A 14489-nucleotide genomic window follows, 5' to 3' on the forward strand; every position below is an offset into this window, starting at 1 on the left:
CTCAGTGCTCCGCAGCGGTGGTCGCTTGCAGTTCGGTCAGCAGTTGCGCCACGTGCCTGCTGGAGTCGACCTGGGCCGCCGTGGCCTGGTCGATCTGGCCGATCGATTGTGTCGTGTTATGGACGGAATCACGGATCTGTTCGAACGATTGGCGCACCTGTTCTGACAGGGTGCCGCTTTGATCGACGCGGCTGATGGTGCTATCGATCAGGCGCGCGATGTTGCGCGCCGCATCGCCGGATTTTTCGGCCAGTTTGCGTACTTCATCCGCCACGACGGCAAAACCGCGACCGTGCTCCCCGGCGCGGGCCGCCTCGACGGCGGCATTGAAGGCCAGCAGGTTGGTCTGGATCGCAATATCGCTGATCGTGCTGACGATTTCATGGACGTCCTGCGACGATTTCTGGATCTCCAGGATGGAATCGATGGATTGGCCCAGCAGTACGCGCCCCTGCCGGGCATGCTGTTCCGTTTGCTGTGCGATGGTGTTCGCATGCGCGGCGCCCTGGCCGATGCTGTCGATGGCGCCGGCGAGCTCCTGCATGGCATCGCCGATGCCGGCGACGCGGCTGCTGACGGTCTGTTCGCGCTCGACCTGCTGCGTGATGTCCATGGCGAATTTGACGACCTTGAAGGCACGGCCGTTTGTGTCGAGAATCGGATTGTAGGTGGCTTGCAGCCAGATGGCGGCGCCATGCTTGGCAAGCCGGTGAAAACGGGCGCTCTTGAATTTGCCTTCGCCGAGATCGGCCCAGAAGTTACGGTATGCCTCGCTCTGCACCAGTATGTCATCGCAAAACATGCTGTGGTGCTGTCCCTGTACTTCTTCCAGCGTGTAGCCGACTGCCCGCAGGAAATTGCTGTTGGCCGTCAGGATATTGCCCCGCATGTCGAATTCGATCACCGCTTGCGAGCGGGCGATGGCATCGATCTTGCCGGCCGTCTCGGAGCTGAGGCGCTTGGCGGCGGTGATGTCGGTGGCAAACTTGATCACTTTGAGCGGCCGGCCATCGATATCGAGGATGGGGTTGTAGGACGCCTGTATCCAGACTTCGCGCCCCAGCTTGTCAAGCCGGCGGAACTCGCCGGACTGGAATTGACCGCGTCCCAGGCCTTCCCATAAGTGCCGGTAGCTGCTCGCCTGCACATCTTCCGCAGTGCAGAACATGCGATGATGCTGGCCGAGCAGTTCCTGCTCCTGATAGCCGAAGGTGCGCAGAAAGTTGTCGTTGGCGCGCAACACGCGGCCCTGCAGATCAAATTCAATCACGGCCTGGACCCGTTCAATGGCCTCGATCTTGCCCGAAAAATCCAGGCGCGAGCGCATATTGGCCGTGATGTCGTCGATGAGCACGATGACGTGGTCGGCTTGTCCGCCATCGTGCGACAGCGGGACATAGCGGGCCTGTATCCAGAGTTCCCGTCCTTGCCTGTCGACACGATGAAAATCGCCGCACTGTGACTGGCCCCCGGCCAGCAGGCGCCAGAATTCCCGCTCCTCCTGCTGCCGTTCGCGCGTGACCGTGCATAGCAACTGATGGGGCTGACCCAGCAATTCATCGCGCTGATAGCCGAACAGATCCAGCGCGATCTGGTTGGCGTTGCTCACGCAGCCGTGCAAATCGAATTGCAACAGGCCTTGCATCTTGCCCAGCGCGGCTGCCAGGCCAACACCATTGATGCCTTGCTTTGCCTGCTCAGCTTCCATCATCGGGTAGTTCATTGCGATCTCCATGTTCTCAGGCCGGCGCGCGCCGGCACAACGGTGCGTGACTGTTTGCGTCACGTGGCAGTCAGGCTTGCCTCGGCATCCGAAAAACAAATAAATTAAATATGACTAATTAAACAAATATTAAACAAATTAGTCAAATAGTATTTGAGATTTTTCTCTGCAGGATGCCGAGTTTTTCCTGTTCTCACACCTATGAACGCTGGATGGCTGGATATGTTTCTTTATGGATACAAGTGCGGCTGGCCGTATGGGAAAAACAAATATGACAAATATGCCAAATAATATGGCGCTGATGTCGTCAGCCAGGGGAGGGGACTTAATCCTTGCCGGGCAAGCGTGGTGCTGCGGGGTCGCGGCTGCCGTGCGGGAGCCGCGCACTGACGGCGATCTGGCGTGCGATGAAGGCGGCTGGCTCGAAGCCGTAGCGTTCCTGGAAGGACACGGTTTCCGCGCTCATCAGTTCGGCATACGTCTGCATCAGGGTCGCGGCGCAAAGGTAGTTGCCGTGCTCCAGATAGCTTTCTATGGCGGCGTGCAGCACGGGATAATCGGCATTTTCCTTGTTGCCGCCAAAGTTGAATGACAGCTGCCCGCAGGCGCGCCAGATGGGGTCAGGTTCCCCGTCCGGCACCGGCTGCGTGCGCAGCCATTGCAATGCCTTGAAGGGCGGGCCGCCAAAGGACGGTGGCGAGATGATGGCCTGGATGGCCACCTTGACGGCTTCCCCGATTCTTCCCGCGCGCACATACTGGCCATGCAGCAGCACCAGGGCGTCCGTATATTCGGGCACGATGGCCAGCGCCGCTTCCAGCAGCGCGATGGCCGCCTCCGGGTTGCGCTGCGCAATCAATTCCTTGGCTTCCACATAGGCGGCGCGCGGCGAAGCCGGGTCGTCGGCCAGCGATGGCGTGCCGACATACTCGTCCTGCGCTCCCGCGTAGGCTTGCAAAAACGCGGCCAGGCTGGAAAAGTGCGGCTGGAGGCGCCACTCGTCGTGCCAGGTCTCGACGACGATCGGTTCGGACGCTTCTCGCCCGATGGGCCAGTACAGGCCGAAGGTGTCGCCATTGCCCAGCGCGCCTTCGGAAAACGGCGTGAAGCCGAGCGGTGGGTACGCTGTCGTGTGTTGCCAGTCCTGGTCTGTCGAGATGTGCGCGAGGCTTGCGGGTAATTGCATGGTGGCACCGGAATATAAAACGCCAGTGTAGAACAAGAGGGCGCAGCGGACGCGTCCCCGTGGCGTGCTGGCGCGACCTACTTGCGCGGCTCGTGGATGCGGAATTTCCTGACGACACCCGCCTGGTCGAACATGACGGCCACTTCGCGTGTGCCTTTTTCGCCCAGCAGGGGGAGCAGCCGCGTCATCTTGGGGGTTTGCAACTGGTTCTTGTAGACCCAGACTTCATAGCCGGGATCGAAACTGACGACGGTGGCGCTGCCCAGGGCCGCGTCGAGGTCGAGGCGGGTGGTCTTGCCGACCTGGATGTTCTGATAGATGGCGCCGTTGTCGGGCGCGCGGTTGACCTTGTATTCACTGGCGGTGCACATGGCCACGGCCAGGCCCGCGAGGCAGGAAGCTGCCAGTTTTATCAATGTGTTCATAGGGACTCCCAGTGTGCATCACTGCTTCCAATCTCAGAGGGGACGGGCGTGATGTCAGGAGGGAGTGTGCGTGGGTCGCCACGAATGTGCTACAAGATTATACAAAGGCGCACAAAATGATGCCTTTGGTGCCAGCTGGTGCTACCTTTAGCGGCTTTGCAGCACGTCGGTCGAGAGCGCCAGGGTTTCCTTGATTTCTTCCATCACCACATAGCTTTTCGATTGCGCGGCGCCGGGCAGCTGCAGCAGCATGTCGCCCAGCAGTTTGCGGTACTCGGCCATTTCATGGATGCGCGCCTTGATCAGGTAATCGAAGTCGCCCGACACCAGGTGGCATTCCTGCACTTCGGGAATTTGCAACACTTCGCGGCGGAATTGCTCGAAGGCGGACGCCGACTTTTGATTGAGAGTAATCTCTACGAAGACGAGCAGCTTGGCGCCCAGCGCGGCCGGGTTCACCTTGGCATGGTAGCCCGTGATGACGCCGTCGCGCTCCATGCGCTTGACCCGCTCGATGCAGGGCGTGATCGACAGGCCCACCTGCTCGCCCAGGTCTTTCATCGAGATGCGACCATCCTGCTGCAGGATGCGCAGGATGTGGCGATCCAGCTTGTCGAGACCACGTGCCGATTCTTTAAGGATTCTCATGATTTATTGCTGAATATCTCGATTTATACGTGAACAAATACTGGCTCTTTCCCAATATGATAGCGGTTAATCTGGCAATAGCCTAAAAAATATAATGAGGAAACTATGCGTATCGTGATTCTGGGTAGCGGCGTCATCGGCGTCACCAGTGCTTACTATCTGGCCAAGGCAGGACATGAGGTGACCGTCATCGACCGCCAGCCGGGCCCGGCACTGGAAACCAGCTTCGCGAATGCGGGGCAAATCTCGCCCGGCTACGCTTCGCCATGGGCCGCGCCCGGCATTCCCCTGAAAGCCGTGAAGTGGATGATGCAGCGCCACGCGCCTCTGGCCATCTCGCTCGACGGCAGCGCCGCCCAGCTCAAATGGATGTGGCAGATGTTGCGTAATTGCACACCGGAAGCGTATGCGGTGAACAAGGAACGCATGGTCCGCCTGGCCGAGTACAGCCGCGACTGCTTCAAAGTGCTGCGCGCCGAAGCGGGCATCACGTATGAAGGCCGCCAGCAAGGCACGATGCAATTGTTCCGCACGGAAAAGCAATACAACGATGCCGCCAAGGATATCGAAGTGCTCAAGGACGCGGGCGTGCCGTATGAAGTGCTGCAGCGCAACGAGCTGTCGCGCGCCGAGCCGGCCCTCGAAGCGGTCAAGGATAAACTGTTCGGCGGCTTGCGCCTGCCCAACGATGAAACGGGCGATTGCCAGCTGTTTACCACGCGCCTGTCGGAAATGGCCGTGGCGCTGGGCGTGAAGTTCCGCTATGGCGTGTCCATCGACGCGCTGCTGACGCAGGGTGATGAAATCGCTGGCGTGCAATGTGGCGCGGAAGTCGTCAAGGCCGACTCCTACGTGGTGGCCCTCGGTTCCTACTCGACGGGCTTCATGCAGCCGCTGCTGGACATTCCCGTGTATCCATTGAAGGGTTATTCGATCACCGTGCCTATCGTCAATGCGGCCAAGGCGCCCGTGTCGACCATTCTCGATGAAACCTACAAGATTGCCGTGACGCGTTTTGACGACCGCATCCGCGTGGGCGGCATGGCGGAAATCGCCGGCTACAACCTGGACCTGAACCCGCGCCGCCGCGAAACCCTGGAAATGGTCGTCAACGACCTGTTCCCCGGTGGCGGCAACACGGCCGAAGCCACGTTCTGGACGGGGCTGCGCCCGATGACGCCGGATGGCACGCCGATCGTCGGCCGCACGCCGCTGCGCAACCTGTTCCTCAACACGGGCCACGGCACGCTGGGCTGGACCATGTCCTGCGGTTCGGCGCAATTGCTGGCCGACCTGATGTCGTCGAAACAGCCGGCGATTCTGGCCGACGACCTGTCCGTCAGCCGCTACAGCGGCGCGCAGCGCGGCGGCAAACTGCAATACGCGGGAGCCTGAGATGGCGGCCAGCATGCCTGCAAAGGAACGTAGCGGCGCCATCCTGACGGTAGACCTGGACGCCGTGCGCGCCAATTACCGCTTGCTGCGCGACAAGGCGCACCCGGCCGCCTGCTCGGCCGTCGTCAAATCCGACGCCTATGGCCTGGGCGCCGCGCAAGTGGGCGCGGCCCTGTATGAAGAGGGTTGCCGCCATTTCTTCGTGGCGCACCTGGAAGAGGGCATCAGCCTGCGCCCGCACGTGGCGCCGGACGCGGCCATTTTCGTGCTGCACGGCCCGCCCGTCGATACGGAAGGCGAATTCACGGCCCATGGCCTGACGCCAGTGCTCAACAGCGAGCCGCAGGTGGCGGGCTGGCGCGCACACGCCAAGGCATTGGGGCAAACCCTGGACGCCATCGTGCAGGTGGACACGGGCATGTCGCGCATGGGCCTGTCGCCACAGGAAATCGACGCCTGGCTGCTGGATGCCCACTTTCTTGACGGCATCAAGGTGCGCTACATCATGAGCCACCTGGCGTGCGCCGACGAACGCAGCAACCCCATGAATGGCGAGCAGCTGGCGCGTTTCATCGCCATCCGCGCCCGTTTGCCGCAGTACCGCGCCAGCCTGGCCAATTCCTCGGGCATCTTTTTGTCGCCTGACTATCACTTCGACCTGGTGCGCCCCGGTGCGGCCCTGTACGGCATCGCGCCGCAGGGCGGCGAGCCCAACCCGCTGCGCTCCGTGGTGCGGCTGCAAGGCAAGGTCATGCAGACGCGCACGATTGCCGCCGGCGACCACGTGGGCTACAGCCGCCGCTACACGGCCAGCGAGCCGCGCCAGGTGGCAACGATTTCCGTCGGCTATGCCGATGGCTGGCTGCGCAGCATGAGCAACCAGGGCCTGGCCATCGTCGATGGCGTGAAAGTGCCGCAGATCGGCGCCATCTCGATGGATTCCATCACGCTCGACGTGAGCGCCATCGCGCAGGAACGCATCGTGCCGGGCAGCCTGGTCGACCTGATCTGCGCCGAACACCCGGTCGACGCCGTGGCGGCCATGGCAAATACCATCGGCTATGAGGTCTTGACCAATCTGGGCGGACGTTACTATCGCGAATACCAGGGATTGGCACGTTAGCGCACCTGCCAAAACGCCCATGGCGTTGTTGCCTTGCCTTGCCGTACATTCGTACTGTCTTCGGCAAGGCGCCTAGCCCTGAGCATTTTTTCAGGTACGCTGGTTTCGCACGCTAAGGCAGCGCAAAACCGATGATTGTGTGGCAAGATAGCCCTGTAGTGAGCTTCACTCCAGGGCTATTTTTTCACCATCATCGGGGATATATATGAGTCAATATCAAGTCGCAATCATCGTCGGCAGCCTGCGCAAGGATTCCTTCAACCGCAAGCTGGCCGACGCCATCATCAAGCTGGCGCCGCCCGAGTTTTCCTTCAAACATATCGACATCGGTGACTTGCCGCTGTACAACCAGGATGACGATGGCGCGCAAGCCGAACAGGTGCTGCGCCTCAAATCCGACATTTCCGCATCGCAGGCCTTGCTCTTCCTCACCCCCGAATACAACCGCTCCATCCCCGGCGTGCTGAAAAACGCCCTCGACCATGGCTCGCGCCCATACGGCCAGAGCGTGTGGGGCGGCAAGCCGGGCGCCGTGCTGGGCGTCTCCGTGGGCGCCACGGGCACGGCCCTGGCGCAGCAGCATTTGCGCAATGTGCTCGCTTACCTGGACGTGCCGCTGCTGAACCAGCCCGAGATGTTTATCCAGGCCAAGGAAGGCCTGTTCGACGAGCATGGCGGCATCGGTCCGGCCAGCCTGGGTTTCTTCCAGGGCTGGATGCAGCGCTACGCGGACTGGGTACGCAAGCACGCCGTGCATGCCTGAATAGCCCAGGCTTGTCGGGCGGGGACAAATGGGGCAATAAACCCTTGTCCATGGCACTTTGTTGCTGTATGGACATGTATAATGGCCGTTTTTTTCAGGCGCAATCCTACGCTGCCCCGTCTCTTCCATGCCGCTTCAACCTGTGGCGCAACCTTTGTTGCGCATCAATCTGCGCCGTCTGATCGTGCTGGTGGCGTTTGCCAGCGCCGTCATCTCCCTGGGTAACAGCTTTTATGCCACGTATCAGGTGCAGCGCCAGCTGCTGATCGATACGACCCTGGAGGGTAACTACGCGTATGCGCTGAAGCTGGCCAGCAGCACGGAAAACTTCCTGCTGGCGGCGCGCCAGCAGCTGGCCTACAGCGCCGGCCAGCTGCCCCGGCACTATGGCGACCCTGCCGCCCTCAAGATGGAAGCCGAACGCTTGCGCGGGCAGACCAACACCTTCAATTCCGTCCTGATCGTCGATGCGCAGGGCAAGGTGCTGGGCGTGTCGCCCGAGACGCTGGCCCTGCAGAACAGCCAGCTGGCCTCGGAAGGGGCGAGCCTGGCGCTGCGCGAACGCCGCCCGCTGATCACCCGGCCGTATATGTCGTCGGTGGGCAACCTGGTGGTCTTCATTTCCCATCCCGTCTTCGATCACGGCGGACGCTATCTGGGCTATGTGGGCGGTTCGATTTACCTGAAGCAGAAAAACATCCTGTTCACCTTGCTGGGACAGCATTACTACCGCGATGCTTCGTATTTATATGTGGTCGACCAGAGCCGGCGCCTGCTGTACCACCCCGATCCCTCGCGGGTCGGCGAAGTGGCCGGCAAGAATGCCGTGATCGACGCCATCCTGCGCCAGGAAAGCGGCAGCGGGAGCATCGTCAACAGCCGGGGTACGGAGATGCTGGCCGGCTATGCCGTGCTGCCGTCAACGGGCTGGGGCATCGTGGCCCAGCGGCCCAAGGCCGCCACTTTGGCGCCGCTGAACCAGCTGATGCTCAATACCCTGTGGCATTCCTTGCCCATTGCTTTGCTCAGCCTGCCGTTCATCTGGTGGCTGGCGCGCCTTATTTCACGGCCCCTGGTGCAGCTGGCCGAAGGCGCCAGCCGCATGGACGCGCCCGGCATGGCCGAGCGCATCGGCGGCATCCGCGCCTGGTATCTGGAATCGGCGCAGATCAAGCGCGCCTTGCTGGTGGGGATGTCCTTGCTGCAGAAAAAGATCGGCAAGCTGAAATTCGACGTGCAGACGGACCCGCTGACGGGCCTGTCGAACCGGCGCGGCATGGCGGCGGCGCTGGATGCCTGGCAGGCCCAGGCGCGGCCGTTTTCCGTCATCGCCATCGATATCGACCATTTCAAGCAAGTCAACGACCGCTGGGGCCATGCCGTGGGCGATGAAGTCATCTTGCACCTGGCGCAACTGATGCGCGCCTGCTCGCGCGATGCCGACGTGCTGTGCCGCAATGGCGGCGATGAATTCATCATGCTGCTGCCCGAGGCCGACCTCGACGTGGCGCTGCAGGTGGCCGAGCGTCTGCGCGCCCGGGTGGCCGCCGCCGCGATCCCCGGCGCCGGTCCCGTCACGGTGTCGCTGGGCGTCGTATCGTCGGAGCAGGGGGCGGGCAAGGTGCTCGGTGCGGACGCCGTGCTGCTGGCGGCCGATGCGGCCCTGTATGTGGCCAAGGAAAATGGACGCAACCGCGTGGGCCTCGCCGAGCCCGCCTGAGGCGTTTTTGTGCCGGATCAGATTGACCTTGTCATTCGGCAAACGTCAAACTGATCCTATGTTTTCTCTGATTTCTGAGTCTGTTATGTTTTACTCGAAAAGCCTAGAGTGGAGGCTTGGGTAAAACAGACGTCACACGTCGGGAAGGCAACACATGTCAGGGCTCACTGCATTGGAACTGGCGCGCGTCCAGTTCGGCTTCACCATCTCATTTCACATCATTTTTCCTGCCATCACCATCGGCCTGGCCAGTTACCTGACGGTACTGGAGGCGGCGTGGCTGCGCACGCAGGATGGCGTGTATCGCGACCTGTACCACTTCTGGTCGAAGATTTTCGCCGTCAATTTCGGCATGGGCGTCGTTTCCGGCCTCGTCATGGCTTACCAGTTCGGCACCAACTGGAGTTTCTTTTCCGATTATGCGGGCAGTATCACGGGTCCGCTGCTGGCCTATGAAGTGCTGACTGCCTTCTTCCTGGAAGCGGGCTTCCTCGGCGTGATGCTGTTCGGCTGGTACCGCGTGGGGCCGGGCCTGCACATGTTCGCCACGGCCATGGTGGCGCTGGGCACCTTGATCTCGGCCACGTGGATCATCGCCTCGAACAGCTGGATGCAGACGCCGCAAGGCCATGAAATCATCGACGGCAGGGTCGTGCCCGTGGACTGGCTGGCCGTCATCTTCAATCCCTCGTTCCCGTACCGGCTGCTGCACATGAGCGTGGCGGCCTTTCTCGCCACGGCCTTGCTGGTGGTGGCGTCGGCCGCCTGGCATTTGCTGCGTGGTAACGACAATGCTGCCATCCGCAAGATGATGACGATGGGCTTGTCGATGCTGCTGATCGTCGCGCCCATCCAGGCCGTGATCGGCGACCTGCATGGCTTGAATACGCTGGAGCACCAGCCGGCCAAGCTGGCCGCCATGGAAGGCCACTGGGAAAACAAAGGGGGCGAGGGCACGCCGCTGATCCTGTTCGGCTGGCCCGATATGGAACGCGAGGAAACCCGGTACAAGGTGGAAATCCCGCGCCTGGGCGGCCTGATCCTCGCGCATGACTGGAATGGCACGATTCCCGCCTTGAAAGAATTCGCGCCGCGCGACCGGCCCCCTTCCGCCGTCGTGTTCTGGTCTTTCCGCATCATGGCTGGGCTGGGCATGCTGATGATCGCGCTGGGCATCTGGAGTGCGTGGCTGCGCTGGCGCGGCACCCTGTGGCGCTCGCGCCTGTTCCTGCGCTGCGCTCTGTGGATGGGGCCCAGCGGCCTGGTGGCCATGCTGGCCGGCTGGTACACGACCGAGATCGGCCGCCAGCCGTGGACCGTGTACGGCTTGCTGCGCACGCAAGACGCCGTCTCGGCGCACGGCGCCACGCAGCTGGGCATCACCCTGGTACTGTTCATCGTCATTTATTTTGCCGTCTTCGGCACGGGCATCGGCTACCTGCTGCGTTTGATCCGCGTGGGGCCGCAGCCGCATGAAGGCGAGCGCGTCGAGCACGGCGGACCGGGCCAACAACGTACACCCGCGCGGCCACTATCTGCAGCACAAGGAGGACATTCTCATGGGCATTGATCTGCCACTACTGTGGGCCATTATTATCTTGTTCAGCATCATGATGTATGTGGTGATGGATGGCTTTGACCTGGGCATCGGCATCCTGTATCCGTTTTTCCAGGAGAAGAGCGAGCGCGACGTGATGATGAATACGGTCGCGCCCGTCTGGGATGGCAATGAAACCTGGCTGGTGCTGGGCGGCGCTGGCATGCTGGCAGCCTTTCCGCTCGCCTATTCCGTGGTGCTGAGCGCCTGCTATCTGCCGCTCAGCTTCATGCTGATGGGCCTGATCTTCCGCGGCGTGGCCTTCGAGTTCCGCTTCAAGGCGCGCGAGCACGAGCGCCATGTGTGGGACAAGGCCTTCATCGGCGGCTCGGTGGCGGCCGCTTTTTTCCAGGGCGTGACCCTGGGCGCCTACATCCAGGGCATGCCGGTAGTCCAGCGCAGCTATGCGGGCGGCGCGCTGGACTGGCTGACGCCGTTCTCGCTGTTCACGGGTGTGGGGCTGGTGGTGGCGTATGCCTTGCTGGGCAGCACCTGGCTGATCATGAAGACGGACGGCGGCCTGCAGGCGCGCGCGGGGCGCATCACGCGCACGCTCGTGTGGCTGCTGCTGGGCGTGATCGCCATCATCAGCGCCTGGACGCCGCTGGTCGATCCGGCCATCGCCGCGCGCTGGTTTGCGCTGCCGCAACTGTTCTGGTTCCTGCCCGTGCCGCTGCTGGTACTGGGCGCGGGCTGGCTGCTGCTGCGCGCCGTACGGCGCGGACGGCAGACGGCGCCTTTCCTGCTGACCCTGGCGCTGGTCTTTCTCGGCTACAGCGGCCTGGGCATCAGCGTGTGGCCCAATATTATCCCGCCGTCGGTATCGATATGGGAGGCGTCGTCACCGCCGCAAAGCCAGGGTTTTACCCTGGTGGGGGCGCTGTTCATCATCCCCGTCATCCTGATGTATACGGTGTGGTCATATTATGTGTTTCGTGGCAAAGTCCACCCGGAAGATGGCTATCACTGATGAAACAATTTGAACAGGGACAACAATCATGGTGCAAACGACTGGCGTGGCTGGCCGGCATCTGGCTGGCCAGCGTGACCACCCTGGGCCTGGCCGCCTGGGCGATGCGCCTGCTGATGCGGGCGGCGGGGATGGGCAGCTGACAGGCATCCGCTGCGAGGTCGGTGGCCAGTTGCACCCGCTGGCCTTGCTCGGCTGCCGCGAATTCAACTACGGCCAGCGTAGCGCGCTGCCGCTGCAGCCGTTCCGCCTGAGCGTGCCGGAAGCGGCGCTGGCGGGCTTGCTCGACGAGCCGTTCAACAGTTTTATCCAGACTTGCCGCGAAGACGATTTGCAGTACGAGGAAAGCGACTTGCCCGAACTCAAGGAAGCGGGCTACCCGGACATCACGGCGATGCTGGCGGGCCACCGGCCGCTGCTGGCCGATATGTTGGTCGACTTCATGATCGGCGACCTGCTGGCCGCCATCGGGCGCGCCAGCGGCTACCGGCCACCGCGCGCGCGCCATTGGGGTGACGTCGAGGCGGCCGATGGCCGCGCGTATTTCACCATCAATGAAGTGCAAAAAGTGACTTTTTCCGATGGCCAGGCCGTATTCGAAGGGCAGGGATATTATGGCGAGTACGTCATCTGGCTGACGCATGGCTACATGCGCAAATAGGGACTTGACCTTCCTCGCGTGGGAAGGTTTATAGTCCTGCCATGAACCGTGCCTTTTTCCGCTCACTCGCCCGCTCGCTGCTCTGGCTGCTGGCCGTCACCTTGCCCTTGCAGGGCTTTGCGTCGGCCATGCGCAGCTGCTGCGTGGACGAGCTGGCGGCAGCGGTCACGGTTACTGTTGCCGCCGAGGCTATGCAGGCGCCCCAGTGCCATGACATGGGCGACATGCAGATGCAGGGCCAGCCGATGAAGATGGCCATGGACGATGGCGGCGCCACGCATCACGGCCATGATTGCAGTAACCATGGCGCCTGCACTGTGGGTGCCACGGCGCCGCCCGGCATGCCCGCCTTGCACGCCTTGATCCTGCGCGCGCCGCCCCCTGCGCTGGCGCCCGATTCCCTGTTCGCCGGGCATATCCCGCCTGGTCCCGAACGTCCCCCGAGAAGCACGCACTCCGCCTGACCGCCCGTTGAACCTGGCGGTGTGGTCCTTGCACGTCCATCGCGGCTGTGCTCGCCGCGCCTTCACGTTCCACCTGCGCGCCCGCCGCGCCATACCCTGTCATTCAAGGAATACCATGAAACACCTGTTCAGCCTCGTGCTGGCTGTACTGCCGCTGGCTGCCGCAGCGCAGTCCCAGCCCAAGCCCGCCCCGCAAGAAGCGCAAGCATCCGTGCCGGCCACCGCGTACCGCTCCGCCTTCACCGGCTACCGTCCCGCCGCCGAGGAAGACGCCACGCCCGACCAGACCTGGCGCGCCGTCAACGAGAAAGTCGGCAAGGCGGGCGGCCACATGGGCATGATGAAGATGGACGGCCACACGATGCCGATGCAGCATGCCATGCCCAAGCCGGCGGCGAAGCCGGCCGCCCAGCCGGCCCCGCAACACCAGCCACACCAGCATGAAGGACACTGACATGGCCCGTTTCAGACAATCAACCTGCCTCACGCCGCTGGCGCTGGCGGCCGTCCTGCTGCTCAGTGGCTGCGTCAGTTTCAGCGCGGATGGCGGCATGCGGACGGTATCCACGCTGGCCGATGTCCGCACGGGCGCCCCTGCGGCGCTGGCCGGCGAGGGCGGCGAGGAAAAACTGGCCTCCCTGCTGGCCCAGCCCCTGGACGCCGACAGCGCCGTGCGCATCGCCCTGATGAACAACCACGGCATGAAGGTGGCGCTGGCCGAACTGGGCGCGTCCGAGGCGGACCTGGTGCAGGCGGGGCGCTTGCGCAACCCGGGCCTGTCGTTCGGCCGCTCGCACAGCAGCCATGGCAATGAAATCGACCGCAGCGTCAGCTTCGACCTGGCGGGACTGCTGACCATGCCGATGCGCATCAACATCGAGCGGGGCCGTTTCGAGCAAGCCAAGCTGCAGGCGGCCAGCAGCGCCGTGCAACTGGCGTTTGATACGCGCCGCGCCTATTTCACTGCCGTGGCCGCCGTGCAGACGGAAGCGTTCATGCAGCGCGCGCTGCTGTCGGCCGAAGCGGGCGCCGAACTGGCCACGCGCTTGCGGCAGGCGGGCAACTGGAGCCGTCTCGACCAGGCGCGCCAGCAAGTGTTTTATGCGGATGCCGTCGGCGACCTGGCCCGCGCGCGCCATCAGGCCACCGCCACGCGCGAGCACCTGACGCGCTTGCTGGGCCTGTGGGGCAAGCAGACGGCTTTCACTTTACCGTCGCGCCTGCCCGACTTGCCGGCCCAGGCGGTGGACGCGGGCAATATCGAGGCGCAGGCGATGGAACAGCGCCTCGACGTGCAAAGAGCGAAACTCGACGCGCATGCCACGGCCAGCGCGCTGGGCCTGTCGAAGGTGACGGGTTTCGTCAATGTGCTCGACGTGGGCTATACCAACAAGAGCAGCAGCGAGGCGCCGCGCGAAAACGGCTACGAAGTGTCGCTGGAATTGCCCCTGTTCGACTGGGGTTCGGCGCGCAATGCGAAGGCGCAAGCGCTGTACGAGCAGTCGCTGCAGCGCACGGCGGGCACGGCGGTACGGGCCCGCTCGGAAGTGCGCGAAGCGTATTCCAGCTACCGCACGGCCTACGACCTGGCGCGCCACTACCGCGATGAAGTCGTGCCGCTGCGCAAGACGATCTCGCATGAAGTATTGCTGCGCTACAACGGCATGCTGGCCAGCGTGTTCGAGCTGCTGGCCGACGCGCGCGAGCAGGTCGCCAGCGTCAACAGCGCCATCGAGACCCAGCGCGATTTCTGGATCGCCCAAACAACATTGCAGTCGGCCATCAATGGCAGCGGCCCAGCCGAGAAGGAATAA

The 14489-nt window shown here is 63.0% G+C and carries 15 protein-coding genes; 11 read left to right on the top strand and 4 right to left on the bottom strand.

Features of this window, described 5'->3' with window-relative positions:
- Position 1 precedes the first annotated feature (1 nt).
- The 4 genes from CLU93_RS21350 to CLU93_RS21365 form a co-directional block, all read right to left on the bottom strand.
- Positions 2 to 1723, bottom strand: a complete 1722-nt coding sequence (locus CLU93_RS21350) for a methyl-accepting chemotaxis protein (protein ID WP_099763203.1) — start codon at positions 1721 to 1723, stop codon at positions 2 to 4.
- A 325-nt stretch (positions 1724 to 2048) separates the two neighbouring features.
- The gene (locus tag CLU93_RS21355) at positions 2049 to 2909 is read right to left on the bottom strand and encodes a tetratricopeptide repeat protein (protein ID WP_099763204.1); all 861 of its coding nucleotides are present in this window, start codon (positions 2907 to 2909) and stop codon (positions 2049 to 2051) included.
- 77 nt (positions 2910 to 2986) lie between these two features.
- A complete protein-coding gene (locus CLU93_RS21360; protein WP_099763205.1) occupies positions 2987 to 3334 on the bottom strand; it encodes a hypothetical protein in 348 nt (115 codons plus the stop codon).
- A 147-nt stretch (positions 3335 to 3481) separates the two neighbouring features.
- Complete coding sequence (locus CLU93_RS21365) at positions 3482 to 3982, bottom strand: Lrp/AsnC ligand binding domain-containing protein (protein WP_034754979.1); 501 nt, start codon at positions 3980 to 3982, stop codon at positions 3482 to 3484.
- A 105-nt stretch (positions 3983 to 4087) separates the two neighbouring features.
- On the opposite strand from CLU93_RS21365, the gene CLU93_RS21370 reads away from it, so the two are divergent.
- From CLU93_RS21370 to CLU93_RS21420, 11 genes are all read left to right on the top strand, one after another.
- Complete coding sequence (locus CLU93_RS21370) at positions 4088 to 5377, top strand: D-amino acid dehydrogenase (RefSeq protein WP_099763206.1); 1290 nt, start codon at positions 4088 to 4090, stop codon at positions 5375 to 5377.
- 1 nt (position 5378) lies between these two features.
- Positions 5379 to 6500, top strand: coding sequence for an alanine racemase (alr, locus tag CLU93_RS21375; RefSeq protein WP_099763207.1), 1122 nt, complete (start codon positions 5379 to 5381; stop codon positions 6498 to 6500).
- Positions 6501 to 6705: 205 nt separating this feature from the next.
- On the top strand, positions 6706 to 7263 hold the full coding sequence (locus CLU93_RS21380; protein WP_099763208.1) for an NADPH-dependent FMN reductase: 558 nt from the start codon (positions 6706 to 6708) through the stop codon (positions 7261 to 7263).
- Between the two features lie 127 nt (positions 7264 to 7390).
- On the top strand, positions 7391 to 8983 hold the full coding sequence (locus CLU93_RS21385) for a sensor domain-containing diguanylate cyclase (RefSeq protein ID WP_099763209.1): 1593 nt from the start codon (positions 7391 to 7393) through the stop codon (positions 8981 to 8983).
- A gap of 154 nt (positions 8984 to 9137) precedes the next feature.
- Positions 9138 to 10553, top strand: a complete 1416-nt coding sequence (locus CLU93_RS21390) for a cytochrome ubiquinol oxidase subunit I (RefSeq protein ID WP_099763210.1) — start codon at positions 9138 to 9140, stop codon at positions 10551 to 10553.
- Positions 10543 to 11550 carry a cytochrome d ubiquinol oxidase subunit II gene (gene cydB, locus CLU93_RS21395; protein ID WP_099763211.1) on the top strand — a complete coding sequence of 336 codons (1008 nt, stop codon included), beginning with the start codon at positions 10543 to 10545 and terminating at the stop codon, positions 11548 to 11550. The genes CLU93_RS21390 and cydB overlap by 11 nt, the downstream gene beginning before the upstream one ends.
- The gene (locus tag CLU93_RS21400) at positions 11550 to 11693 is read left to right on the top strand and encodes a DUF2474 domain-containing protein (RefSeq protein ID WP_099763212.1); all 144 of its coding nucleotides are present in this window, start codon (positions 11550 to 11552) and stop codon (positions 11691 to 11693) included. Before cydB ends, CLU93_RS21400 begins: the two co-directional genes overlap by 1 nt.
- Positions 11694 to 11722: 29 nt before the next feature.
- Positions 11723 to 12211 (top strand): hypothetical protein, encoded by a 489-nt coding sequence (locus CLU93_RS21405; RefSeq protein ID WP_099763213.1) that lies wholly within the window; start codon positions 11723 to 11725, stop codon positions 12209 to 12211.
- 41 nt (positions 12212 to 12252) lie between these two features.
- Entirely contained in the window at positions 12253 to 12675 is a 423-nt protein-coding gene (locus tag CLU93_RS21410; RefSeq protein ID WP_099763214.1) for a hypothetical protein, read from the top strand.
- Between the two features lie 115 nt (positions 12676 to 12790).
- On the top strand, positions 12791 to 13129 hold the full coding sequence (locus CLU93_RS21415) for a hypothetical protein (protein ID WP_099763215.1): 339 nt from the start codon (positions 12791 to 12793) through the stop codon (positions 13127 to 13129).
- Between the two features lies 1 nt (position 13130).
- Entirely contained in the window at positions 13131 to 14489 is a 1359-nt protein-coding gene (locus CLU93_RS21420) for a TolC family protein (protein WP_257225046.1), read from the top strand.

Origin of the sequence: Janthinobacterium sp. 35, assembly GCF_002754575.1 — a bacterium.
Classification (GTDB): domain Bacteria; phylum Pseudomonadota; class Gammaproteobacteria; order Burkholderiales; family Burkholderiaceae_D; genus Janthinobacterium; species Janthinobacterium tructae.

Excerpts from the sequence above, each read along its gene's own strand:
- CLU93_RS21420 (WP_257225046.1), top strand. The coding sequence starts at position 13,131 with ATGGCCCGTTTCAGACAATCAACCTGCCTCACGCCGCTGGCGCTGGCG.
- cydB (WP_099763211.1), top strand. The coding sequence starts at position 10,543 with ATGGGCATTGATCTGCCACTACTGTGGGCCATTATTATCTTGTTCAGC.
- alr (WP_099763207.1), top strand. The coding sequence starts at position 5,379 with ATGGCGGCCAGCATGCCTGCAAAGGAACGTAGCGGCGCCATCCTGACG.
- CLU93_RS21355 (WP_099763204.1), bottom strand. The coding sequence starts at position 2,909 with ATGCAATTACCCGCAAGCCTCGCGCACATCTCGACAGACCAGGACTGG.
- CLU93_RS21390 (WP_099763210.1), top strand. The coding sequence starts at position 9,138 with ATGTCAGGGCTCACTGCATTGGAACTGGCGCGCGTCCAGTTCGGCTTC.
- CLU93_RS21360 (WP_099763205.1), bottom strand. The coding sequence starts at position 3,334 with ATGAACACATTGATAAAACTGGCAGCTTCCTGCCTCGCGGGCCTGGCC.
- CLU93_RS21365 (WP_034754979.1), bottom strand. The coding sequence starts at position 3,982 with ATGAGAATCCTTAAAGAATCGGCACGTGGTCTCGACAAGCTGGATCGC.
- CLU93_RS21400 (WP_099763212.1), top strand. The coding sequence starts at position 11,550 with ATGAAACAATTTGAACAGGGACAACAATCATGGTGCAAACGACTGGCG.
- CLU93_RS21410 (WP_099763214.1), top strand. The coding sequence starts at position 12,253 with ATGAACCGTGCCTTTTTCCGCTCACTCGCCCGCTCGCTGCTCTGGCTG.
- CLU93_RS21385 (WP_099763209.1), top strand. The coding sequence starts at position 7,391 with ATGCCGCTTCAACCTGTGGCGCAACCTTTGTTGCGCATCAATCTGCGC.
- CLU93_RS21415 (WP_099763215.1), top strand. The coding sequence starts at position 12,791 with ATGAAACACCTGTTCAGCCTCGTGCTGGCTGTACTGCCGCTGGCTGCC.
- CLU93_RS21380 (WP_099763208.1), top strand. The coding sequence starts at position 6,706 with ATGAGTCAATATCAAGTCGCAATCATCGTCGGCAGCCTGCGCAAGGAT.
- CLU93_RS21370 (WP_099763206.1), top strand. The coding sequence starts at position 4,088 with ATGCGTATCGTGATTCTGGGTAGCGGCGTCATCGGCGTCACCAGTGCT.
- CLU93_RS21350 (WP_099763203.1), bottom strand. The coding sequence starts at position 1,723 with ATGAACTACCCGATGATGGAAGCTGAGCAGGCAAAGCAAGGCATCAAT.